The organism is Latilactobacillus fragifolii, assembly GCF_905332535.1.
Classification (GTDB): Bacteria; Bacillota; Bacilli; order Lactobacillales; family Lactobacillaceae; genus Latilactobacillus; species Latilactobacillus fragifolii.
Genome location: NZ_CAJOCF010000004.1, coordinates 1 through 21,943, shown reverse-complemented (window position 1 = coordinate 21,943; position 21,943 = coordinate 1). Strand labels below are relative to the sequence as shown.

23 protein-coding genes, 1 tRNA gene and 1 pseudogene are annotated in these 21,943 nt (G+C 40.8%); 21 read left to right on the top strand and 4 right to left on the bottom strand.

Annotation, left to right across the window (positions count from 1 at the left end; all coding sequences use genetic code 11):
* The first annotated feature begins 116 nt into the window (after positions 1-116).
* Genes rnc through J7Q78_RS06090 form a run of 4 tightly spaced genes read left to right on the top strand, consistent with a single transcriptional unit; the run spans position 117 to position 6,519 of the window.
* Positions 117-806: a ribonuclease III gene (gene rnc / locus J7Q78_RS06105; RefSeq protein WP_154242679.1), complete on the top strand. Its 690-nt coding sequence runs from the start codon at positions 117-119 to the stop codon at positions 804-806.
* A 52-nt stretch (positions 807-858) separates the two neighbouring features.
* Positions 859-4,419 carry a chromosome segregation protein SMC gene (smc, locus tag J7Q78_RS06100; RefSeq protein ID WP_208422155.1) on the top strand — a complete coding sequence of 1,187 codons (3,561 nt, stop codon included), beginning with the start codon at positions 859-861 and terminating at the stop codon, positions 4,417-4,419.
* 10 nt (positions 4,420-4,429) lie between these two features.
* A complete protein-coding gene (gene ftsY / locus J7Q78_RS06095) occupies positions 4,430-5,743 on the top strand; it encodes a signal recognition particle-docking protein FtsY (RefSeq protein ID WP_208422154.1) in 1,314 nt (437 codons plus the stop codon).
* Positions 5,740-6,519, top strand: a complete 780-nt coding sequence (locus J7Q78_RS06090) for an alpha/beta fold hydrolase (RefSeq protein ID WP_208422153.1) — start codon at positions 5,740-5,742, stop codon at positions 6,517-6,519. The genes ftsY and J7Q78_RS06090 overlap by 4 nt, the downstream gene beginning before the upstream one ends.
* Before the next feature lie 50 nt (positions 6,520-6,569).
* Here J7Q78_RS06090 and J7Q78_RS06085 read toward each other — a convergent pair whose 3' ends face one another.
* Positions 6,570-7,517 carry a sugar-binding transcriptional regulator gene (locus tag J7Q78_RS06085; protein ID WP_208422152.1) on the bottom strand — a complete coding sequence of 316 codons (948 nt, stop codon included), beginning with the start codon at positions 7,515-7,517 and terminating at the stop codon, positions 6,570-6,572.
* A 156-nt stretch (positions 7,518-7,673) separates the two neighbouring features.
* Between J7Q78_RS06085 and J7Q78_RS06080 the strand changes: the two genes are divergently transcribed.
* The 8 genes and pseudogenes from J7Q78_RS06080 to citG all read left to right on the top strand — a co-directional run bounded on the left by J7Q78_RS06080 (position 7,674) and on the right by citG (position 15,336).
* Positions 7,674-8,813 (top strand): NAD(P)-dependent malic enzyme, encoded by a 1,140-nt coding sequence (locus J7Q78_RS06080; RefSeq protein ID WP_154242684.1) that lies wholly within the window; start codon positions 7,674-7,676, stop codon positions 8,811-8,813.
* A gap of 24 nt (positions 8,814-8,837) precedes the next feature.
* A pseudogene (locus J7Q78_RS10090) lies at positions 8,838-10,156 on the top strand (2-hydroxycarboxylate transporter family protein).
* A 12-nt stretch (positions 10,157-10,168) separates the two neighbouring features.
* Positions 10,169-11,221: a [citrate (pro-3S)-lyase] ligase gene (gene citC, locus J7Q78_RS06070; RefSeq protein ID WP_154242686.1), complete on the top strand. Its 1,053-nt coding sequence runs from the start codon at positions 10,169-10,171 to the stop codon at positions 11,219-11,221.
* Positions 11,211-11,507, top strand: a complete 297-nt coding sequence (citD, locus tag J7Q78_RS06065; protein WP_057907777.1) for a citrate lyase acyl carrier protein — start codon at positions 11,211-11,213, stop codon at positions 11,505-11,507. Before citC ends, citD begins: the two co-directional genes overlap by 11 nt.
* Entirely contained in the window at positions 11,507-12,409 is a 903-nt protein-coding gene (citE, locus tag J7Q78_RS06060) for a citrate (pro-3S)-lyase subunit beta (RefSeq protein ID WP_154242687.1), read from the top strand. The genes citD and citE overlap by 1 nt, the downstream gene beginning before the upstream one ends.
* Positions 12,399-13,940, top strand: coding sequence for a citrate lyase subunit alpha (gene citF, locus J7Q78_RS06055; RefSeq protein ID WP_208422151.1), 1,542 nt, complete (start codon positions 12,399-12,401; stop codon positions 13,938-13,940). The genes citE and citF overlap by 11 nt, the downstream gene beginning before the upstream one ends.
* A gap of 4 nt (positions 13,941-13,944) precedes the next feature.
* Positions 13,945-14,490: a citrate lyase holo-[acyl-carrier protein] synthase gene (citX, locus tag J7Q78_RS06050; protein ID WP_154242689.1), complete on the top strand. Its 546-nt coding sequence runs from the start codon at positions 13,945-13,947 to the stop codon at positions 14,488-14,490.
* Positions 14,491-15,336: a triphosphoribosyl-dephospho-CoA synthase CitG gene (gene citG, locus J7Q78_RS06045; protein ID WP_208422150.1), complete on the top strand. Its 846-nt coding sequence runs from the start codon at positions 14,491-14,493 to the stop codon at positions 15,334-15,336. It abuts the gene before it with no gap.
* Positions 15,337-15,520: 184 nt separating this feature from the next.
* Here citG and J7Q78_RS06040 read toward each other — a convergent pair whose 3' ends face one another.
* Entirely contained in the window at positions 15,521-15,835 is a 315-nt protein-coding gene (locus J7Q78_RS06040) for a hypothetical protein (RefSeq protein WP_173011562.1), read from the bottom strand.
* A gap of 196 nt (positions 15,836-16,031) precedes the next feature.
* Between J7Q78_RS06040 and J7Q78_RS06035 the strand changes: the two genes are divergently transcribed.
* The 8 genes from J7Q78_RS06035 to J7Q78_RS06000 all read left to right on the top strand — a co-directional run bounded on the left by J7Q78_RS06035 (position 16,032) and on the right by J7Q78_RS06000 (position 20,511).
* Entirely contained in the window at positions 16,032-16,373 is a 342-nt protein-coding gene (locus J7Q78_RS06035) for a putative DNA-binding protein (protein ID WP_154242692.1), read from the top strand.
* Between the two features lie 23 nt (positions 16,374-16,396).
* A complete protein-coding gene (gene ffh / locus J7Q78_RS06030) occupies positions 16,397-17,833 on the top strand; it encodes a signal recognition particle protein (protein ID WP_154242693.1) in 1,437 nt (478 codons plus the stop codon).
* 92 nt (positions 17,834-17,925) lie between these two features.
* The gene (gene rpsP, locus J7Q78_RS06025; protein ID WP_011374423.1) at positions 17,926-18,201 is read left to right on the top strand and encodes a 30S ribosomal protein S16; all 276 of its coding nucleotides are present in this window, start codon (positions 17,926-17,928) and stop codon (positions 18,199-18,201) included.
* Between the two features lie 9 nt (positions 18,202-18,210).
* A complete protein-coding gene (locus J7Q78_RS06020) occupies positions 18,211-18,453 on the top strand; it encodes a KH domain-containing protein (RefSeq protein ID WP_154242694.1) in 243 nt (80 codons plus the stop codon).
* A 66-nt stretch (positions 18,454-18,519) separates the two neighbouring features.
* Positions 18,520-19,050 carry a ribosome maturation factor RimM gene (rimM, locus tag J7Q78_RS06015; protein ID WP_208422149.1) on the top strand — a complete coding sequence of 177 codons (531 nt, stop codon included), beginning with the start codon at positions 18,520-18,522 and terminating at the stop codon, positions 19,048-19,050.
* Entirely contained in the window at positions 19,040-19,780 is a 741-nt protein-coding gene (gene trmD, locus J7Q78_RS06010) for a tRNA (guanosine(37)-N1)-methyltransferase TrmD (protein ID WP_154242697.1), read from the top strand. The genes rimM and trmD overlap by 11 nt, the downstream gene beginning before the upstream one ends.
* A gap of 120 nt (positions 19,781-19,900) precedes the next feature.
* Complete coding sequence (gene rplS / locus J7Q78_RS06005) at positions 19,901-20,248, top strand: 50S ribosomal protein L19 (RefSeq protein ID WP_154242698.1); 348 nt, start codon at positions 19,901-19,903, stop codon at positions 20,246-20,248.
* Positions 20,249-20,322: 74 nt separating this feature from the next.
* On the top strand, positions 20,323-20,511 hold the full coding sequence (locus J7Q78_RS06000; protein WP_154242699.1) for a hypothetical protein: 189 nt from the start codon (positions 20,323-20,325) through the stop codon (positions 20,509-20,511).
* Here the strand turns inward: J7Q78_RS06000 and J7Q78_RS05995 are convergent.
* Complete coding sequence (locus tag J7Q78_RS05995; RefSeq protein WP_208422148.1) at positions 20,508-20,921, bottom strand: hypothetical protein; 414 nt, start codon at positions 20,919-20,921, stop codon at positions 20,508-20,510. The two genes, J7Q78_RS06000 and J7Q78_RS05995, sit on opposite strands and share 4 nt — an antisense overlap.
* Before the next feature lie 88 nt (positions 20,922-21,009).
* The gene (locus J7Q78_RS05990; RefSeq protein ID WP_154242701.1) at positions 21,010-21,369 is read right to left on the bottom strand and encodes a hypothetical protein; all 360 of its coding nucleotides are present in this window, start codon (positions 21,367-21,369) and stop codon (positions 21,010-21,012) included.
* 372 nt (positions 21,370-21,741) lie between these two features.
* On the opposite strand from J7Q78_RS05990, the gene J7Q78_RS05985 reads away from it, so the two are divergent.
* Positions 21,742-21,829: transfer RNA gene (locus tag J7Q78_RS05985), tRNA-Ser, on the top strand.
* The last annotated feature ends 114 nt before the right edge of the window (positions 21,830-21,943 follow it).

The window sequence follows — 21,943 nt, the reverse complement described above, 5'->3', positions numbered from 1 at the left end:
AGGCGTTTTTTTATGATTAATAACGGCGACAGTTTGCTAGGAACGACGCTGTTTTTTTGAGCAGATAAACGGTATAATAATGAAAGATTAAACAGTTGAAATGGGGTAATTTAATTTTGGATGCAGCACTAGTCAGCGAGCTTCGAGCACGCTACGGCATTGAATTTCAGAATTTAGCATTATTAGATGAAGCCTTTACGCATTCGTCATACGTCAACGAACATCGAGAATTGGGTTTACGCGATAACGAACGCCTCGAATTCTTGGGTGACGCCGTGATGGAAATTACGGTTTCAGAATACTTGTACAAGAAATATCCAGACTGGCCAGAGGGCAAGCTCACCCGGTTACGGGCCGCAATTGTCTGCACGAAGAGTTTTAGTAATTTTGCTAAAGAAGCGCATTTTGATCGTTATATTCGCCTTGGTAAAGGGGAAGAAAAAAACGGCGCGCGAGCACGGGCGACACTTTTGGAAGATCTGTTTGAAGCTTTTAACGGCGCTTTGTTTTTAGACCAGGGGCGTGGCGCAGTCGTTAAATTCATCGAACAAATTGTCTTTCCTAAAATTGAAGCCGGTGAATTTTCAGATCAAACGGATTATAAGACCAATCTGCAAGAGTTCTTGCAACAAGCCGGTGAAGTTGAGATTGAATATAAATTGTTGGCAGAAGTGGGGCCATCCCATGCCCGCCAATTTGAAGTGGACGTCATGATGGGCGATCGCGTCTTGGGTTCAGGTGTTGGTCGGAATAAAAAAGCAGCCGAACAAGCAGCGGCTAAAGCGGCACTTGCCAAACTGAAATAAAGAAAGAAGCACACGCCAGTTAAATAACCGCCGTGTGTAGGGAGTTTAGGACATGCAGTTAAAGTCATTGGTTTTATCAGGGTTTAAATCGTTTGCTGATAAAACAGAAATCAATTTTTCAGAAGGTTTAACGGGCATCGTTGGGCCAAACGGGAGCGGTAAAAGTAACGTCACCGAAGCGATTCGGTGGGCAATGGGCGAACAATCTGCCAAGAGCTTACGGGGCGAAAAAATGCCGGACATTATTTTTGCTGGGACTGACATTCGCCCCCAGATGAATAAAGCAGAAGTGACGCTTGTCTTTGATAACAGCGATCAATATCTGAAACAAGAACAAGCAAACGTCACGATTACGCGTCGTTTATTTAGAAACGGCGATAGTGAGTTTTATTTGAACCAAAAGAGTTGCCGGTTAAAAGATATCGTTAATTTATTTATGGATTCTGGTCTTGGGCGAGAATCTTTTTCGATTATTTCGCAAGGCCGGGTTGAAGCCATTTTTAACAGTAAACCAGAAGAGCGGCGGAATATTATTGAAGAAGCCGCAGGTGTTTTGAAATATAAACAACAAAAGAAAAAGGCCCAATCTGAATTAGATCAAACGGATGAAAACTTGAGCCGGGTAACCGATATTCTCCATGAATTACGGGGACAAGTGGAACCGTTGAAAGAGCAAAGCAGTATCGCGCAAGATTATCTGGATCAAAAAGCGCAATATGACGCGTTGCATCAACAATTGTTGGTAATTGAAATCGATCAATTGATTGCCGACCAAAAGACTTACCAAGAAAAGGCCCAAACGCTTGCACACGCTTTGCAAGCGATTGAAACCGACATCGCCAAGACAACAGCGGCCCAAACAAAGAACCAAGCAACTTTAACGCAATTAGAACAACAGATTGAACAGGATAATCAGACGTTGTTAGAAAAATCACGCTTGGCCGAAAATCTATTAGGTCAAGAAAATGTTTCAAAAGAGCGGGCTAATTATACAGATGCTAATCGCCAAAGTTTAGTCGAACAGATCGACACATTAAAACAACAGTTAACAGCGGAACAAGCTAAGCAAGCTGCATTAAGCGCGACTTATGAAGAAAAAGTGACAGCATTAAGCACATTGAAGGCGTCATTAACTACCCTTAAACGCCAAGCATCTGGTAGTGAAGCTGAACTGAAGGCCAAGATCGAACATATCCGGCAAGATTACATTGACCAGATGCAAGCCCAAACGACCAACCATAATGAACAACAATACCTAGAAAAAACCTTGCTACAAACCAAAATGCAACTTGCGCGGCAAGATAGTGCAGTCGATGAGACATCGACGCAATTAGCACAAAAAAAGGCAGAACAAGCCGCCCAAAAAGCACAACTTGAAACCCTTAAAGCCCAATACGAAACGTTGGCTAATGATTTGGCACAATTACAAACCCAAGTTAACGCGGATCAGGCGGCGTATCAAAAGCAACAAAATAGTTGGTTCCAAGCCTCTGGGATTTTACAAAAAGCTAAAGCCAAACAAGCGAGCCTTGCAGAATTAAATGATGATTATGCTGGCTTTTATCAAGGGGTTAAGGCTGTCTTGAAGCAAAAACAACAGTTTCCTGGATTATTAGGTGCTGTTGCCGAATTAATGCAAGTACCAACTGAATATCAACAAGCAATTGAATTAGCGTTAGGCGCACAGTTGCAACAAGTTGTAACCCGGGATGAACAGACGGCCAAACAAGCGATTGATTATTTGAAAACGAATCGGATTGGGCGGGCGACTTTCTTACCAAACAACGTTGTTAAACCACGCTTATTACCAAGTAGCTTAGTCAACCAGTTACAACAACAACCCGGATTTATCGGCATTGCCAGTGATCTTGTCCAGTTTGATGAACAAGTGCGCCCGGTGATGAGCCATTTGATGGGGAATTTGATTGTTGCGACTGATTTGGAGCCGGCCATTAAATTGAGCCAACTTACGGGCCACCGTTACCGGATTATTACTTTAGCGGGCGATATTTTAAGCCCCGGGGGTTCAATGACGGGGGGCCATAATAATCGTCAGAATAATGGTGGGCTACTTGCGCGTAAACAAACCTTAACTGATTTAGAAGGGCAAATTGCGAAGATGCAAGTGGCTTTAGATCAAAAGCAAGCGAGTGTTCAAGCGACAAAAGCCCAATTAACAGCCCATCAAGCAGAATTGGATACGAAACAAGCGGCATTGGAAACCGCTAAGAATCAATATCAAGCTGCTCAAAATACGTTAGCCTTGACTGATGAACGATTGAGTCAGTTTGAACGCCAACAACAAGCAACGGATTATCAAGTGCAACAACAGCAACAAGCCTATGATGCTGATTTGAAACGCCAGGCAGAATTAGTGGCCGCCGAAGCTGAGATCGTTGCTTCCATTGCACAGCTACAAGCAGCGCTCAAAACGGCTAATGAGCAATTACAACATTTTGATGAAAGTCAAAAACAGATTGCAAAACAGCAAACAGCTCTTGAAACGGAATTGGCTGTGGCTGTGGCTGAGCAAAAAAATGTTCAGGAGAAATTAACGGTTGCCACACGCAATAGCAACGACTTGGCCGCTCAGTTGAAAGCCAGCCAAGATAAACTAGCTGCACTAAAACAAGCGGATCAAGAAGATGCCACGAGTCAAAAGAAACGCCAAGCACTCTTAAAGGCAACAAATGCCTTGATTGAAAAAATTCAAGCGAAGTTGGCCAATGAGCGCGCGCAAAAAGAAACCCTTCAAGCGAAACAGCAGACGCTTCAAGCCAACGCAACGCGTGTTTATCAATTACAAAAAAACACCTTAGCTGAGCAAGAACAAAACGCTGTTGGCCTTAATCGCGTTAAAATTAATATTGATCAACGCTTAAATACATTGAGTGCGGACTATCAATTGACTTACGAAGCAGCAAAGGCTGCTTTAGCTGCTTCGGACTTAACAGATGACCAATTGCGGTCTAAGTTGAAACTATTGAAACTCGGCTTAGCTGATTTAGGGACGGTCAACTTGGCGGCCATTGACGATTATCAACGTGTTAAAGAACGCTATGATTTCTTAATGCAACAAGATGCGGACTTAATGGATGCTAAGCGTCAGTTATTAGCATCGATGGCGGAAATGGACAAAGAAGTTGAAAAGCGGTTTAAAGAAACATTTGAACAAACGGCAGCCGCTTTTGAGACGATTTTCCCGATCATGTTTGGCGGTGGTCACGCTAGTTTAACATTGACGGATCCAAGTGCCCTATTAACCAGCGGGATTGACATTATTGCCCAACCACCTGGCAAAAAATTACAGCGTCTCAGTTTATTATCAGGCGGGGAACGTGCACTGACGGCAATTACGTTATTATTTGCCATCTTGAAAGTGCGTCCAGTACCGTTTTGTATTTTGGATGAGGTTGAAGCTTCGTTGGATGAAGCCAATGTTACGCGCTTTGGCCGATTCATGAAACGCTATGAGAGTGATACGCAATTTATCGTGATTACTCACAGAAAAGGAACGATGACCCAAGCTAATCGATTATATGGCGTGACAATGGCGGAATCTGGCATCTCAAAGATCGTTTCCGTTTCATTAGAAGAACACGCAACAGCCTAGGAGGAAAATCATGGGATTATTTGATCGTATTAAAAAAGCATTTTCAGGCGAACCAGAAAAAGAAACACCAGTTGAACAAGACCAAACAACACCGGAAACGTCGACTGAACCAGACGCTACGCCGGTTGAACCACAAGCTTTTGCAACAACTTCGGCGGCTGAGAAAACGGAAACCGATGAACCAGCTAGTTTAGCGACTGAAGATGATTCAGAAACACTATCACCGGTTATGCCACCAGCAAAAACGCCTGACCAACCGGCACCAGTTGAAATACCCGTGGCAACTGAAGAACCAGCTACACAGACCCCGGAAGAAGCTCCGGGTGACGTGCAAGCTGCTGAAACGGAAAAGTATGATGCCGGTTTAGAAAAGTCACGGCTCACATTCGGTCAACGGTTAAATGCATTGTTCGCTAATTTTAGAAGTGTTGATGAAGCCTTTTTCGATGATGTCGAAGAAATGTTAATTGAAGCCGATGTTGGCTATGAAACAGCGATGAAGATTGCTGACGAATTGCGGGATGAGGTGAAGTTGCGCAATGTTAAGAAACCAGAAGCTGTGTCGCAAGCAATTGTTGAAAAGTTAGTTGATTTGTATGGTCAAGAAGGTCAAGCAGAAGATAATCAATTGCATTTCGCTCCACAAGGAGAATTAACCGTCTTCTTATTCGTGGGGGTCAATGGCGCCGGGAAAACAACTTCAATCGGGAAGTTTGCCCATCAATTGGAAAAAGCGGGTAAAAAGGTCTTATTAGCGGCCGGGGATACCTTTAGAGCCGGGGCCATTGAACAACTACAAGAATGGGGACGCCGGGATAATGTCCCTGTTATGGCCAGTGTAGCGGGCAGTGATCCAGCGTCGGTTGTCTACGACGCGGTTAAGCGTGCTAAAGCGGAACAATTTGATATTTTATTGGTTGATACGGCCGGACGGTTGCAAAACAACGTCAATTTGATGAAAGAATTGGAAAAAGTGAAACGGATTATCACTCGTGAAGTGCCAGCAGCGCCGCAAGAAGTCTTGCTAGTTTTAGATGCAACAACTGGACAAAATGCTTTAATCCAAGCTAAACAATTCAAGCAAACAACCGATGTGAGTGGGATTGTCTTAACCAAGTTAGATGGTTCAGCGAAAGGGGGCATTGTGTTGGCCGTTCGCACAGAACTCCACTTACCAGTCAAAATGGTTGGTCTGGGAGAACAAATGAACGACTTACAACTCTTTGATCCCAACCGGTTTGTTTATGGCTTGTTCAAGGACATCATTGTCGGCGATGGGCCCCAAAAAACAGCTGCTACTGATGTTAGTCAGGCGATTAAATGAAATTTATAACTTCTGACAAAGTGACACTTGATTATTCAGATGTAGGAATGGGACAACCAATTCTTTTCTTAGCCGGTTTTGGCGCTTCTAAAGAAATTTGGCATGCGCAAGCAACCTTCTTTGAGGCTTGTCAATTTCGGGTTATTCAGCTAGATGTTCGCAATCAAGGCTTATCACAGCACACGGTGAAGGGCTTAAGAATGTCACGAATGGCCAAAGATATTGCTGAATTCATTTCAGCACTTGGATTAGATAAACCAATCTTGGTGGGGAATTCAATGGGGGCCGCTTGTATTTGGGCTTACATGTCACTTTATTCGGATAAACAATTGGCAAAAGTGGTTGCCATTGACCAGTCACCTAAGATGATTGCTGATGAAACTTGGGATTATGGGTTTAAGGACTTAACTTGGTCAAGTTTTCCAAGCCAACTTAGATTAGACTTTGGACGTGCAACCTATCGGAAGATTGATGCAGTGACTAATTCATTAGTTACCGCAGTTAAGCAGCAGTCCCCATTTGATAGGGAACTAGATCTACCGTTATTAGTGGATCATGCATTTCAAGATTGGCGGGATGTTATTCGCCAGAGTACGCAACCGTACTTAATAATTGCTGGTGCCAAAAGTCCCTATTTTAATCCAGCATTTGCTGAAGTAGTCGCTCAAATGGGAGCTGATGGACACTTTGCAATCATTGAAGAAGCTGGGCACATCGTGATGGCTGAGCAAGCCGCTGTGTTTAATCAGGTGCTATTAACATTTATTAAAGCTTAAAAAGGCATCAAGACAGATATTAATTTGTCTTGATGCCTTTTTGGTTGCTATTAAACGTTTGACGCTAAAATCTTAGTTGCGGTCGGTTCATCGAGGATAACATCTGTTAAGAAATTACCACGCAATGCAGCAGCCACAGCATGACTCTTAAATTTATTATTAACGACACCAACGCGAATCGGGACTTGAAGAATATTATCGATTGAAATACCAAAAGTTTTATCAGCAGCAGAATCGATTAGAAAGTGACCATTTTGATCGAATGGCCGGCCATAGAGTAATCCAACGACTTGTTTTACGTTGAGTTTAGGGAATAGGGCAGCTAGACTATCGTGCCAACTAGGAATCGATTCTAAGGATGCCATCGTTCCTAAGGTGGTCAAGATAAGGTCCATTTGATGCGCCGTTGTTAAAGTTGGCTGGATTGCCGGTTCAAGGGCCAACAGTTGGCGGACTTGATCGTTAAGAATATAGAGCGGCGCATTTAATGTTGAATATTGACTATTATATTTATTGGCCGCTTTTTGAACCATCCGCATCGAACCAGCAAGTGAGTTGTATTTACCATTTTCACCCATAAATTGCGTAAAAATGAGTTGTTCTTTAGTGATAGGTTTAAACCGTTCAATGACATTATAAACGGTGTCTCCCCAACTGAGACCAATAATTTTTAAGGGTTCAATGAGTTTTTGAACATTTTGCGCTGCAAAGGTGTAGAAACGGTCAGAATCATTGCTATTTTCTTCTGTGTTAGCAAGTACGTAAAAGTGGTGGCCAGGATAGCTGATACTGAGTTGTTTTTCAAGCTCTGGACTGCGAGTAAACGGTGATCTAATCGTAATCGAAACAATATTTTTAGCTAATGCTTCATCTAGATATTTTGAAATTTTGTAACGACTAACGTGATATTTAGCTGAAATATCAGCAATCGTTAATTGACTGATATAGAAATCTTGGGCAATATTAATCAATAAATCAGTGTTAGTTGGTTCTGACATAGTAATCTCCTTGAATTAGTTTAGTAAAAGATGAAAAAATATATATTAAATATAGCGCTTTCTATTTACAAAATGAACAATTAGAAGTATCATTAATTTAAAATATTTCAAAAATATTATATTTTTTTAAAATATTTTAAATTGGAGGTTGTACAAATGGCTCTTGACGAAATGAAAGCGCTACATCGAAAGCATACGGGCGTTTTGAGTATTCACGGTGAACTACCTGTGAAGAATAGAACAGATTTAGGGAAAGCATATACACCAGGGGTTGCTGAGTTGAGTAAATTAATTCAACAAGATACATCCCTTGCACGCCAATATACAGTTAGTGGCAAGTTAATTGCAATCATTACAGATGGTTCCGCCGTCCTTGGCTTAGGTGATATTGGTCCCCAAGGGGGGTTACCAGTCGTTGAAGGGAAAGCGCTATTATATAAAGAATTAGCGGACGTCAATGCGATTCCACTAGCATTGGATCAAACATCCGTTCCTGAATTCGTTCAAACGGTTAAGAATATCAGTAAAAGTTTTGCTGGTATTCATTTGGAAGATATCAAGGCACCTAGATGTTTTGAAATTGAGGATCAATTGAATCAGGTGCTCGATATTCCAGTATATCACGATGATCAAGAAGGAACAGCGATTGTTGTATTAGCAGGGCTAATTAACGCTGCTAAAGTTGTTGATAAATCATTGGCTGATTTAAAGGTGGTTGTTAATGGGGCTGGGGCTTCAGGACTAGCAACAGCTAAGCTATTGGCTAGTGTAGGTATTCGCAATATCACACTAGTCGATCAAAAAGGGGTAATTCGCAATCAAAGTACCAGCCTAAATAACTACCAATTAAAATTTGTTCAGTCAGTTAAGCCAAACACACAGGCGCACACCTTAGCAGAAGCATTGGTTGACCAAAATGTACTGATTGGTTTATCAGTAGGGGGAATCGTAACGGAAGCAATGGTCAAATCAATGGCAACTGATCCCATTATTTTTGCATTAGCTAATCCAATTCCAGAAATTGAACCAGCATTAGCACAAAAAGCGGGCGCGGCAGTGGTTGCCACCGGCAGCTCAGCCTATCCCAATCAAGTGAATAATATTCTAGCATTTCCAGGCCTTTTTAGAGGCTTACTTGAAAACCATGTGACCCACTTTGAAACTGGCATGGAAGCCGAGATTGCCAAAGCACTGGCTAATATGATTAAAGCACCAACTAACGAAAAAATAGTGCCGGGTGTTTTTGATGATGGTGTCGTTGAAACAGTCGTTGAAGCAGTAAAGCAGTATAAATAATGATTTTAGAATGGAGTCTTTGATATGGAAGCAAAGAAAACTGTAAACAATCAGAATTTATTCCAAAAATTTATTGCATTACACATTGGTATTATTCCAATGCCACTCTATTTAATCTTAACACTGGGCTACATCCTATTAACAATGGGAAATCAAATGCCAGATGATATGTTAGGTGCTTTAGGCATTATGACTTTATTTTCATTTATTCTTGAAGAAGTTGGAAAGCACATTCCGGTCTTGAAATCATTAGGTGGTAAAGTGTTGGTCGTTACCTTCTTACCATCGTATTTAGTTTATCAGAATTGGCTACCTAAAAGTACTGTTCATGTTGTAACAAATTTTATGACACGTAACAATTTTTTAGCGTTTTTCATCGCTTTATTGATTGTTGGTAGTATCAGTGCAATGAACCGCAAAACTTTGATTAAGCGAGTACTAGAATTATTGTTGTTTTATTAATTTGTGAATGCGTTGGTCCAATTTTAGGGATTGCAGTTGGAACATTATTAGGGCTTTCTGTATGGAAGAGTTACTTTTATGTTGTTGCACCAATTATGGCCGGCGGTGTTGGCGAAGGTGCTTTGCCATTGTCATTAGGTTATGCAGCCATTATTTCAATGACCCAACCTAAGATTTTCGCGATGATTTTACCTTGTGTTATGCTAGGGAGTTTAGTAGCCGTTATCTTAGCTGGTATTTTGAAAAAAATCGGTGACGTGCATCCAGAATGGACTGGTAATGGCCGGCTTGTGGCGTCAGATGAAGCTGAATCAGGGCTTGATAATTTAACGCAAAAATCAAATGGTGCTGACATCGAAAAAATGTTAGTATCTGGTATTTTAGCCGTTGCACTCTACTTATTAGGGGTTTGGGTCAATAGTGTGATTCATTTACCAGCACCAATTGTTTTATTAATTGTCGTGATGGCTGCTAAAATGTTGGGCTGGATTCCAGCGAGCTTACAAGCTGGTGGGAGTTCATTATACAGCTTAACGGTTAAAGGAATCACACCGCCATTATTATTTGGTGTTGGGGTGGCGATGACCCCTTGGAAATCATTGATTACAGTCTTTACGAATGTACCAATGCTGATCACGATTGTTGTCACAGTTACTGGAATTGTCACTGCTGCATTTTTTAGTGCTAAATTTTTGGGAATGTACCCAGTTGATACAGCGATTGCGGTATCATGTTGTAGTGGCCAAGGTGGAACAGGTGCTTTAGCCATTTTGGCAGCAGGCGATCGTATGGTTTTAATGCCATTTGCACAAGTAGCTGTCCGTCTAGGTGGGGCTATCACAGTAACATTATCAATATTCTTGATGCGATTATTTGCTTAAAAGGAGTTTTTAATGAATTACGCTCAACAACTAAAAAAACTAAATTTAAAAGAGACACATTATTATAAACAATGGGCCGCGTTACTTGCGCAAGAAGGAATTAAAGGTTCATCTCAAGTATCTGTTGATGTCGACGGTTGTTTCGGTATTTTTGAAGACCAACGACTGATTGCAACTGGTGCCTATCAAAAAAATGTTTTAAAATATATTGCCGTTGATGCAAACTATCAAGATGGTAAGTTGTTTAACGATATTATTTCGGCGTTGATCAACGCCCTAACCCAGCAAGGCATTTTTCATTTCTTTGTTTTTACCAAACCAATTTACCGGAAAAGCTTTGAATTTGTTGGTTTTAAGGTTTTGGCTGAAACTGCCTTAGCTGTCTTATTGGAAGCCGGGGATGTTTCTTTGCAACAATTTATTGCCCAGGTGCCACGCTTAGAGAATCAATCTACGCGAATGATTAGTGCGATTGTAATGAATGCTAATCCATTTACGTTAGGTCATCGTTATTTGGTGACACAAGCTGCTCAAAAGAGTGATTTTGTCTATATTTTCGTTGTTAGTCAGGATGTGTCGCTATTTACAACTGAAGAACGATTTAAACTGGTTCAAAAAGGACTTGCAGATTTACCCAACGTTGTCGTCGTCTCAAGTAGTGAGTATATGGTTAGTTATGCAACGTTCCCTTCATATTTTCTGCCAGAGTCACAAGATGTCATAGAATATCAAACCGCTTTGGATGCCCAATTGTTTAAAAAAATTGCCACACAGTTGAATATTCGACAACGTTTTTTAGGCGAAGAACCTTTCTCTAAAACAACGGCCCTTTACAACAAAGCGTTACAAGCTAATTTACCACCAGAGGTCATTGTTGAAGTGATCCCAAGGCTGGAAACAGCGGAACAAGTCATTTCAGCAACACAAGTCAGAAAAGCCATTCAAAGTGGCGCCATTGAGACGATTCGTACGTTCGTCCCAGCAACGACGTATCAATTCATTAAACAAAATCAGGCTACTTTACAAGCCAGAATTCAGAAAGGGATGCAAGTTGATGGAAATTAAACATACAGCAATTGCAGGTACACTAGAATCAAGCGATATCCAAATCATGCTTTCTAAAATTGAGGGGCCAACTGAAATTGAATTAGAAAGTGCGGTTGAAAAACAATTTGGGACACAAATTCGAACATTAATGCGCACCATCTTAGAGCAGTACGGCATTACAAACGTTAAACTGAAAGCGGTCGATAAAGGCGCTTTAGATTGTACGATTAAAGCGCGCTTGATCACAGCCATTCAACGGGCAATCGACAAACAAAATGATCCAGATTGGGAGGTACTAGGCTAATGGAACGTTTACGACGGACGATGATGTTTGTACCAGGTAATAACCCGGGGATGTTGAAAGATGCGGGGATTTACGGAGCTGACTCAGTCATGTTCGATTTAGAAGACTCAGTCTCACTTGCTGAAAAAGACGCTGCTAGAATGCTAGTGATGCAAGCTTTGCAAACAGTTGATTATGGTGATACTGAGTTGGTTGTCAGAATTAATGATTTGGAAACGCCATTTGGCCGACCAGACATCTTTGCAATGGTTAAAGCTGGTGTGGATGTTATTCGATTACCAAAGACTGAAACTGTTGATGATGTCTTGGAAACAGAAGCGGTGATTGCTGAAGCTGAAGCTTATTTTAATATACCGCTTAAAACCACCAAGATGATGGCCGCCATCGAAAGTGCTGAAGGTGTTTTAAATGCACCAGCAATTGCGAAAGCTTCAGATCGATTAATCGGAATTGCAATTGGTGCTGAAGATTACGTTACTAATATGAAGACCCACCGTTATCCTGATGGTGCAGAATTATCATTTGCTCGTAATATGATTTTACATGGTGCTAGAGCTGCTGGTATTGCCGCTTTTGATACTGTGTATTCAGATGTTGATAACGAAGCTGGCTTTAAACACGAGGTTGAATTAATTCATGAACTTGGTTTTGATGGTAAATCAGTTATTAATCCACGCCAAATTCCGCTAGTTAATGCGATTTATGCACCAACTGAAAAAGACGTTCAAAATGCAAAGGATGTTTTAAATGCCATCGAAGAAGCGCGGATTAAAGGTTCAGGGGTTATTGCCTTGAACGGTAAGATGGTTGATAAACCGGTAGTTGCTCGCGCACAACGGACGATGATGTTGGCAAAAGCATCACACTTAGTTGATCAGGAGGGAAATTGGCATGCTGAATAATGTACAACGAGAATTACCAGATGATTTAATGGAGAAAATGCGTTATCAACCATTTAAAACGGTTGAAATTGGGCATCCCGAAATTCAACGGGTGGCACCTAAAGTAACCGTTGATCAAGGGCACGCCAAGTTAGTATCGTCAATTGAAGCTGTTATTAAAAAAGTTGGTCTCAAAGATGGCATGACAATTTCATTCCACCACCATTTCCGTGAAGGGGATTACGTGTTTAATGCGGTTATGCAAATCTTGATTGATCAAGGTTTTAAAGGCTTAACTTTAGCACCAAGTTCGCTTACAAATGTGATGAATAAAATGGTTGTTAAAGCAATCAAAGCGGGTGTTGTCACCCATATTACATCATCTGGAATGCGTGGCGAATTAGGGGATTTAGTATCGCATGGTGGTTTGGAAAATCCGGTTATTTTGCGTTCACATGGTAACCGTGCACGGGCCATTGAAAGTGGTGATATCAAGATTGATGTTGCCTTCTTAGGGGTTCCCAATTCTGATGAAGTTGGTAATGCAAACGCGATTAAAGGCAATGCTGTTTTTGGTTCATTAGGTTATGCTTTAATAGATGCACAGTATGCAGATAAGGTCGTTTTATTAACTGACACGCTTATGCCATATCCCAACACACCTGCTAGTATCAAACAAACACAAGTTGATTATGTGGTGAAAGTGGATAAAGTGGGGGATCCGGAGAAAATTGGTTCAGGTGCAACCCGCTTTACCAAAGATCCTAAGGAATTAAAAATTGCTGAAATGGTAAATGCGGTCATCACACATTCTCCTTATTTCAAACAAGGCTTCTCATTCCAAACAGGCTCTGGTGGCGCTGCATTAGCTGTTACGCGTTATTTACGCGAGTCAATGTTGAAAAAATCAATCACAGCTTCATTTGCTCTGGGGGGGATTACCAAGCCTACTGTAGATTTATTAAATGAAGGCCTCGTCGGCAAAATTTTAGATGTTCAAGATTTTGATAAAGGGGCTGCTGATAGCATGGCGATTACCGAAAATCAACAAGAAATTGATGCTTCTTGGTATGCAGATCCTAACAACAAGGGGGCTGCGGTGAACCAACTAGATGTCTGCATCTTATCAGCGCTTGAAATTGATACGAAATTTAACGTTAATGTGATGACTGGCTCAGACGGTGTTTTACGTGGGGCAATCGGGGGCCATCAAGATGCTGCTAATGCCAAGTTAACGATTATTTCAGCCCCAATTGTCAGAGGGAGAATTGCAACAGTTGTTGATGATGTGACAACGGTTGTTACACCAGGGGATTCAATTGATGTTTTAGTGACAGAATTAGGGATTGCGATTAATCCTAAACGGAAGGATTTGCTTAAATCGTTAGTTAATATCCCTGGTGTTCCAGTATTTACGATTGAAGAACTCCGCCAAAAAGCGGCTAAAATTGTCGGCCAAGCGGCCCCATTAGCGTTCACAGATAAGCCAGTTGCTTTGATTGAATACCGTGATGGGACTTTAATGGATGTAGTTTACCAAGTAAAGGACTAGTGAAATGCTTAATCTATTTGCAACAGGAACGCCGCAAGACATTACTGCAGTGTTAAAGAATCGAGATCAGCGAGTTGAATTACAAAATCAGTTAGTTGTTGATGCCAGTCAAAACCAGAGCGTTGTCGTTTTAAAGCTCAATATCCCAGGCCCCATTAAGAATAATGCTGATTTAACACGCTTATTTTTGGCAGGGCTAGCTGCTTTTGAACAAAATATGGTTATTTGTCGACAAATAGATTGGGCGAAACCAACTGGTCCTGAGACGTTTTTAATTGTAGAGGGCTTGCCCTTGGCTATTAAACAGCAAGCTGTCATGTTTGAAGATCAACATACTTTAGGTCGATTATTTGATGTTGATGTTTTGATTTGGCAATCAGCTCTACAACAAGGACAACCAATCAGTCGAAAAGCATTAGGACAGCCAACCCGTCGCTGTTTATTATGTCAGCAAGCTGCTAAGGTTTGTGCTAGAAGTCGCCGGCATACGGTGGCGGAATTACAAGCGGTGATTAACCAACAATATCAGTTATTTATGGAGACTAATTAGATGAAAACACCCCAAGAAATCGCGCAATTTGCGCAACGCGCACTTTTATATGAAGTAAGTTGTCATCCTAAACCAGGATTAGTGGATCCAATTGATCACAAGACACATACGGATATGGATTTCTTTACGTTCATTGATAGTAGCGTCGTGTTGTTACCTTTTTTTGAACAATTTGTTCGCGTAGGGGAAACATTTAATCAGGTGGATTTAACCGCCTTAATGGCTCAAATTCGGCCCTTAGGGATGCAGGCTGAAGAGGCGATGTACCAAGCGACTAACGGGGTTAATACGCATAAAGGTGCGATTTTCTCACTGGGAATTTTATTGAGTGTAACGGGTTATTTGCAACAAAAAAGGACATTATCGGCAACAGCACTCAGTCAAGCCATTCGAAAGATGTTGGCTGGATTAGTTGAGAATGATTTTAAAACACTTCATCACAAACAATTAGCACAACTCACTAATGGTGAAAAAATGTATCTGAAGTATGGTCTAGTTGGAATCCGTGGTGAAGCACAAGCTGGCTATCCAACCATTTTTGAAGTAGCCTATCCTTATTTGCAAAAACAGACTGGTGATTGGAATGTCCGCTTATTGAATACATTGATGAAAATTATCAGTGTTTCGGAAGATTCCAACTTAGTAAAGCGAAGTGGTCGTTTACAGACATTAAAAGATGTCCAGGCACAAGCAGCAGCGATTGTTGCAGCTGGCGGTGTCGCTACACCACTAGGTCAAAAAGGGTTATTGAAATTAGATCAAGAGGCGACGCAAGGATATTATAGTCTCGGAGGCAGTGCTGATTTATTAATTATTACGATTTATGTTACATTGTTACTACAATAGATTTTAAAAATAGCGATTATCATCAGGTAACTGACGGTATCGCTATTTTTTGATTGTGGTTGTAAGATAGCACGGTGTTTTCAAATGCAAGCTGGCCTTTAATTGGTGGTGTCAAAGTGATTATTAGAAATATGATACAGCATAAAAAAAGAACCAGCCAAAATGGCGGTCCTCTTTTTAATTATTAAGCGGATTTGATTTTTGGTTCGCGTCCTAAAATCACTTGAGCGATAATTAGGACCACATAGGCAATTAAAATGCTACCCAGTAGCCGATTTGTTGCGGTTGCCTGAACCAACCAGTATTCTTGCCAAGCGTGGTTGTTGAAAACCCACCAGAATAATAGCCCAAATAGTAAGGCTAGGGTGTTTAAAATAGCGAAGAACCACAGATTACCATTTTCCTTATTCTTTAAATAGATGATTGAGAAGATTAAGCTCCAAATGCCCCAACCGATTAATGCACATGTCACGCCCCAATAGATAATTGTTGCTACCATCATAAAACCTCCATAGAAATTTCAAATTAAGTTATGAAAAAGCTTACATTTCTATTTTAGCATGATTTTTCGTTTATACTAGTGAAAAGATAATTAATGCACAAACTTCTAACTAAATCACGCAATAAAACGTTGACTAAGCCCATTAAAATCGGTACTCTAATAATTAGGTCAAACTAAGTCTAGGAGGCGTCAAATGGAACTCGCACAAAACGCACGGATGAATTCATTGTTCGAATTTTATGGCGCACTTTTAACGGCAAAACAACATAGTTATATTTCTTTATATTATGGGGATGATTTTTCTCTCGGCGAAATTGCTGCTGAATACAACGTTAGTCGGCAAGCGGTCTATGACAACATTCGGCGGACTGAGAAAATCTTAGAAAGTTACGAAGAAAAGTTACATCTTTATCGTAATTATGAGCAGCAAAATGCCAGTGCAGATACGCTACAAAAGTACGTTCAAGCGCATTATCCAGATGATCAAGAACTGATGCGCTTGTTGGCTGACTTACTGAATTTAACCGAACAATAATTAACTTAAAGGACTGATAAAAAATGGCATTTGAAGGGCTAACGGAACGATTACAAGGCGCATTGAGTAAGCTTCGGCGCAAAGGAAAGATTACTGAAACAGACGTCAACCAAGCGATGCGTGAGATTCGGCTTGCATTATTAGAAGCCGATGTTAACTTTAAAGTCGTTAAAGACTTTATTAAAGTGGTCAAAGACCGCGCGATTGGGGCAGAAGTCCTTGATAGCTTATCGCCTGCACAACAAATCGTTAAAATTGTGGATGAAGAATTAACCAAGATGATGGGTGAAACGGCTGTGCCGTTAAACAAAGCCCCCCATATTCCGACAATCATTATGATGGTTGGGTTACAAGGGGCCGGGAAAACAACCACGGCTGGGAAGTTAGCAAAATATTTAATCCAAAATGAAAAAGCCCGTCCACTAATGATTGCGGCTGATGTTTATCGGCCAGCTGCGATTGAACAATTAAAGACGGTCGGCCAGCAAGTTGACGCACAAGTTTTTGAAATGGGGACGGATGTTAATCCAGTTGAAATCGTCCGTCAAGGGTTAGCGCAAGCCGCCTTACAAAAGAACGATTACGTTTTAATTGATACGGCTGGTCGATTACAAATTGATGAAGCCTTGATGCAAGAATTAGCTGATATTAATGAATTAGCTCACCCAAATGAAATTCTGTTAACGGTGGATGCCATGACCGGTCAGGCAGCTGTTGACGTTGCTGAAGGCTTTAACAGTCGGTTAGATGTCACAGGGGTCGTCCTAACCAAGTTAGATGGCGATACCCGTGGTGGGGCAGCCCTTTCAATTCGCGCCGTAACAGGCAAGCCAATTAAGTTCACTGGTCAAGGTGAAAAATTAGACCAACTCGATATTTTTTATCCAGACCGGATGAGTAGTCGCATCTTGGGGATGGGCGATATGTTGAGCTTGATTGAAAAAGCCCAACAAGATTATGACGAACAAAAAGCAGCTGACATGGCTGAAAAAATCAAGGAAAACAGCTTTGATTTTAACGATTTCTTGGATCAAATGGATCAATTACAGAACATGGGACCTTTGGAAGATATCATAAAGATGATTCCGGGGATGGCCAATAACCCGCAACTTAAGAACATCAAGATGGATCCGAAAGACATGGCCCATATGAAGGCCATTGTTCAATCAATGACCCCCCAAGAACGGGAAAATCCTGACTTGTTGAACCCTAGTCGCCGCCGTCGCTTAGCTGCTGGCGCTGGGCGCCCAATCGTTGAAGTCAATCGGATGATTAAGCAGTTCAATCAATCGAAGAAGATGATGAACCAAATGTCAAAGGGAAACTTCAACGGTATGGAAGGGTTAATGGGCAACGGTATTAAAGGAAAAATGGGTAAGATGGCCATGAATTCAATGATGAAAAAGCAAAAGAAAAACAAGAAGAAACGTCTTAAGAACGCGCGTCGGTTTAAATCTTAAAAAAAATTGTCCTGTAAAGAAAAAACACTTTACACGGCGTTTGAAATTTGGTATATTATGACATGTTAAAGAATTAATAGGAGGTGGCATTAATGTCAGTTAAAATTCGTATGAAACGTATGGGTTCAAAGAAACGCCCATTCTACCGGATCGTTGTTGCAGATTCACGTTCACCACGTGATGGTCGCTTTATCCAACAAGTAGGTTATTACAATCCATTAACAGAACCAGTTGACTTGAAGTTAGAAGAAGAAGTTATCATGGATTGGTTACAAAAAGGCGCACAACCTTCTGATACTGTTCGTAATCTTTTATCAAAACAAGGGATTATGCAAAAATATCACGAAGCACGCTTCGCTAAAAAGTAGGGATTCGTTATGACAGACGTGAAGGAACTAATTATTGCAATTGTTCAGCCACTTGTCGAACATCCGGAAGACGTCAAATTGACTGAACATGAGACGGAACGTTTTATGGAATTTGACTTACAGGTTAATCCAACTGATATCGGCCGCGTAATTGGCAAGCAAGGACGAGTTGCACAGTCCATCCGTACCATTGTCTATAGTGTGAAAGCACCATACCAAAAACGGGTCCGTTTAAATATTGTAGATGCCTAACAAAAACGTTTAAATGAAGCAGAGATGTTTTATTTAGACGTTTTTTGTCGATTAAGGAGAAATTAAATGCCAGAAAAATACTATCAAGTTGGTAAAATTGTCAATACCCACGGCATTCGTGGTGAAGTGCGGGTCATCGCGACAACTGATTTTACAGAGTCACGATTCAAAAAAGGCGTACAACTTGCCGTAGAAATGCCCAATGGTCTCATAGATGTCAAAGTGGCGGCAATGCGCCAACACAAGCAATTCTATCTATTACAGTTTGAAGGAATGGGCAATATTAATGATGTTGAACAGTTCAAAGGCCATAATTTAAAGATTGCAGCAAGTCAACGCGAAGATGATTTAGAAGAGGATGAATTCTATTACGGTGATATAATCGGCTTAGAAGTTATTGAAGAAGTCGATGGCACTAGATATGGGAAAGTCTCAGAAATTATCGATCCAGGGCCCAATGACGTGTGGGTTATCAAGCGTCGTGGTCGTTCAGACTTACTTTTACCATTTTTGAAAACGATCGTTAAGAAAATTGATATTGAAGCGGGCAAAGCCTACGTTGAAGTACCAGAAGGATTGATTGATAATGAAGATTGATGTCTTGAGTTTATTTCCAGATATGGTTCAAAATGGTTTATCCCAATCGATTATCGGCAAGGCGATTGAGCGTGATTTGATTGACCTAGAAGTAACGGATTTTCGTAATTTTTCAGTCAATAAACACAACTCGGTCGATGATGCGCCGTATGGTGGTGGCGCTGGCATGTTATTACGGCCTCAGCCGATTTTTGAAGCAATGGACCAGGTAAATGCTAAAAATCCGGGGCACAAACGAGTTATTTTACTTGATCCGGCAGGCGTGACGTTTAATCAAAAGGTTGCTGAAGAATTTGCTCAAGAAGAGCATTTAGTATTTATCTGTGGGCATTACGAAGGTTATGATGAACGGATTCGCACTTTAGTGACTGATGAAGTCTCATTAGGCGATTTTGTCATCACTGGGGGTGAACTGGGCGCAATGGTGATGATTGATGCAATTTCGCGTCTTGTCCCCGGTGTCTTGGGTAATGAACAATCAGCTGTTACGGATTCTTTTTCGACCGGCCTATTGGAGCATCCACAATATACACGACCACCAGAATACCGCGGGTTGAAGGTGCCAGAAGTTCTGATGAACGGTAATCATCGGCTCATTAACGAGTGGCGCGAGAAGATGTCTTTAAAGCGGACATATGAACGCCGCCCAGATCTATTAGCGAAGATGACGTTGACCAAGGACCAATTGCACTGGTTACAAGAAATTAAGCAAGAAACAACTGAAAAATAAGCCTTTTATTCTCGGCTTAATTATGCTAAAATTAAAAACTGTGATGATTAGTCACAAAACAACGGTATTCCGCTGGCGCAAGACGTTAATGAATATCTGTGGAAAAAGGAGAGATTCAAGATGAATCCATTAATTCAAGAAATTACTAAGTCTCAATTACGTTCAGATATTCCTGACTTCCGTCCTGGGGACAACGTACGGGTCCACGTACGGGTTGTCGAAGGTACTCGTGAACGTATCCAATTATTCGAAGGTGTTGTTATCAAGCGTCACGGTGTTGGCGTGAGTGAAACTTACACTGTTCGTAAAATCAGTAGCGGTGTGGGTGTTGAAAGAACATTCCCATTACACTCACCACGTGTTGCTAAAATCGAAGTTACTCGTCATGGCCGTGTACGTCGTGCTAAGTTATACTACTTACGTGCATTACGCGGTAAGGCAGCTCGTATCAAAGAAGCTCGTCGTTAAGATGACATTAAAAAAGGCCGACTCATTACGAGTTGGTCTTTCTTTATGTGGCTGATAAAGTTAGGTGATAACAGATGAATCAATGGATCTACGTTGTTTTATATCAAGCAAACCCCCTTTATTATGAAAAAAGTAAAATGATTCGGGCGTTTAGTTCAGAACAGCGGGCCCAAGAATACGTGGCTTTGCTTAATGAGACACCATATGCGAATCAATCGCTAAAAGAGGGCCATTATACTTACCAAAAGTTGAATTTAAACTAATCTAATAAATGCCATTTATAAGGCGCAATCTGATGCTTCTGTGGGGTATGGGATTGTGCCTTTTTGGGTTGCGGGCCTTTTTTGAGAGTCATTAGAAGGGCAAGCAGTGGTTCTAATAAGAGCATCAAGATGGTAAAACCAAGAAATCCGGCTACGGCGTAGAAGGCTTCAGGCGTAAGCGTTAGTTGATTAAAGAACTGTTCGCAGCGGTAGTTAAAAACGGTTAATTTTTGCTCACTTCCATCACGATCGACGGCGTGATGGACCTTAGGATGCCGGCAAACTTCGAAGCGGATGGCAGTTTGTTGATGATGATTAGAAAAGCGCATACCTCTATCGAATAAGTAAGGGCTTACAAAAAGCAGCAAACAAAATATCAATAAGGATAGAATTGCAGTTAACCGTTTCATCACTAGAACCTCTTTTGTTTTAAATTCAAACTAATTATACCATAAATTAAAAGGTTTAGCGCATAAAAAAATAGTCCTCGCATGAGGACTAAGCAGGGGTTCGGTAATGGAAATGATAGACTTTAAATGAAATGATTAAGCTAATCACTAGTAAGAACAGGGCAACTAGCAATAAATTGGGGACTAAAATCAAGATGATATAAGCCACGATTGCACATAAGTGCGCTAGTAAAATCAGATTCTGATCGAGTGATAATAAATAAGCAATAATATGCAAAATAATAGCCACAATGCACAGCCACCATACTTTTGCCATGGCATCCATATAAGTGGGAATGAATTTCGTAACGTGGGGGTTAACCACCAGGATAATCAAAGATTGTAAAACCGTCACAAATAAGAAAATTAAGTTGAATAAAAACGGTAGTTTGCGATAAGAAATCTTCATATTAATAAACCTCTATCATTTAAGATTCTTTAAGTATAACGAATTTTTTTATAAAAAGAAATATGATTCAATAAATTTAATAATCGGGAAATTAGCGGCTTAATTGCGTTACTAGCCCATTTAAATCAAAACGGTATATCTAGGTGGACGGGATTTAACCGTATTCCGACTGCTTTATCAAGTATTTTCAAAAACATTCAACAGTGTGTTAGCTGTTTAACACACATAGTTAAACAGAAAATCGCTGACGCAAAGGACTGGCAAGTTGATTCAGGGGATATTAGGGATTAAATAGAATGTCGGCACGCGTAAGCTTTTTTGCGTTTTACTCTGTTCAGTTCATTAGAAGTCTGTTATAATAAATAACGTTCTGGAGAGTTGGCAGAGTGGTAATGCAACGGACTCGAAATCCGTCGAACCGGCTTATACCGGCGCGCAGGTTCAAATCCTGTACTCTCCTTACTTGAATATCTTATATTATCCGATATTAGCCTAATTGCTGTTAAATCAGTGATTAGGCTATTTTTTTATTCTTTTGAATTTACTATGTTTGCCTATATTTGCCATCAAAGAT

What these genes read in the sequence shown, in the direction of transcription:
- J7Q78_RS06080 (WP_154242684.1), top strand. Translation starts at nt 7,674, where the DNA reads ATGGCTCTTGACGAAATGAAAGCGCTACATCGAAAGCATACGGGCGTT.
- rplS (WP_154242698.1), top strand. Translation starts at nt 19,901, where the DNA reads ATGAATCCATTAATTCAAGAAATTACTAAGTCTCAATTACGTTCAGAT.
- rpsP (WP_011374423.1), top strand. Translation starts at nt 17,926, where the DNA reads ATGTCAGTTAAAATTCGTATGAAACGTATGGGTTCAAAGAAACGCCCA.
- J7Q78_RS05990 (WP_154242701.1), bottom strand. Translation starts at nt 21,369, where the DNA reads ATGAAGATTTCTTATCGCAAACTACCGTTTTTATTCAACTTAATTTTC.
- citC (WP_154242686.1), top strand. Translation starts at nt 10,169, where the DNA reads ATGAATTACGCTCAACAACTAAAAAAACTAAATTTAAAAGAGACACAT.
- trmD (WP_154242697.1), top strand. Translation starts at nt 19,040, where the DNA reads ATGAAGATTGATGTCTTGAGTTTATTTCCAGATATGGTTCAAAATGGT.
- J7Q78_RS06040 (WP_173011562.1), bottom strand. Translation starts at nt 15,835, where the DNA reads ATGGTAGCAACAATTATCTATTGGGGCGTGACATGTGCATTAATCGGT.
- citG (WP_208422150.1), top strand. Translation starts at nt 14,491, where the DNA reads ATGAAAACACCCCAAGAAATCGCGCAATTTGCGCAACGCGCACTTTTA.
- J7Q78_RS05995 (WP_208422148.1), bottom strand. Translation starts at nt 20,921, where the DNA reads ATGAAACGGTTAACTGCAATTCTATCCTTATTGATATTTTGTTTGCTG.
- J7Q78_RS06035 (WP_154242692.1), top strand. Translation starts at nt 16,032, where the DNA reads ATGGAACTCGCACAAAACGCACGGATGAATTCATTGTTCGAATTTTAT.
- J7Q78_RS06020 (WP_154242694.1), top strand. Translation starts at nt 18,211, where the DNA reads ATGACAGACGTGAAGGAACTAATTATTGCAATTGTTCAGCCACTTGTC.
- smc (WP_208422155.1), top strand. Translation starts at nt 859, where the DNA reads ATGCAGTTAAAGTCATTGGTTTTATCAGGGTTTAAATCGTTTGCTGAT.
- J7Q78_RS06090 (WP_208422153.1), top strand. Translation starts at nt 5,740, where the DNA reads ATGAAATTTATAACTTCTGACAAAGTGACACTTGATTATTCAGATGTA.
- J7Q78_RS06085 (WP_208422152.1), bottom strand. Translation starts at nt 7,517, where the DNA reads ATGTCAGAACCAACTAACACTGATTTATTGATTAATATTGCCCAAGAT.
- ftsY (WP_208422154.1), top strand. Translation starts at nt 4,430, where the DNA reads ATGGGATTATTTGATCGTATTAAAAAAGCATTTTCAGGCGAACCAGAA.
- J7Q78_RS06000 (WP_154242699.1), top strand. Translation starts at nt 20,323, where the DNA reads ATGAATCAATGGATCTACGTTGTTTTATATCAAGCAAACCCCCTTTAT.
- citE (WP_154242687.1), top strand. Translation starts at nt 11,507, where the DNA reads ATGGAACGTTTACGACGGACGATGATGTTTGTACCAGGTAATAACCCG.
- citX (WP_154242689.1), top strand. Translation starts at nt 13,945, where the DNA reads ATGCTTAATCTATTTGCAACAGGAACGCCGCAAGACATTACTGCAGTG.
- citF (WP_208422151.1), top strand. Translation starts at nt 12,399, where the DNA reads ATGCTGAATAATGTACAACGAGAATTACCAGATGATTTAATGGAGAAA.
- citD (WP_057907777.1), top strand. Translation starts at nt 11,211, where the DNA reads ATGGAAATTAAACATACAGCAATTGCAGGTACACTAGAATCAAGCGAT.
- rimM (WP_208422149.1), top strand. Translation starts at nt 18,520, where the DNA reads ATGCCAGAAAAATACTATCAAGTTGGTAAAATTGTCAATACCCACGGC.
- ffh (WP_154242693.1), top strand. Translation starts at nt 16,397, where the DNA reads ATGGCATTTGAAGGGCTAACGGAACGATTACAAGGCGCATTGAGTAAG.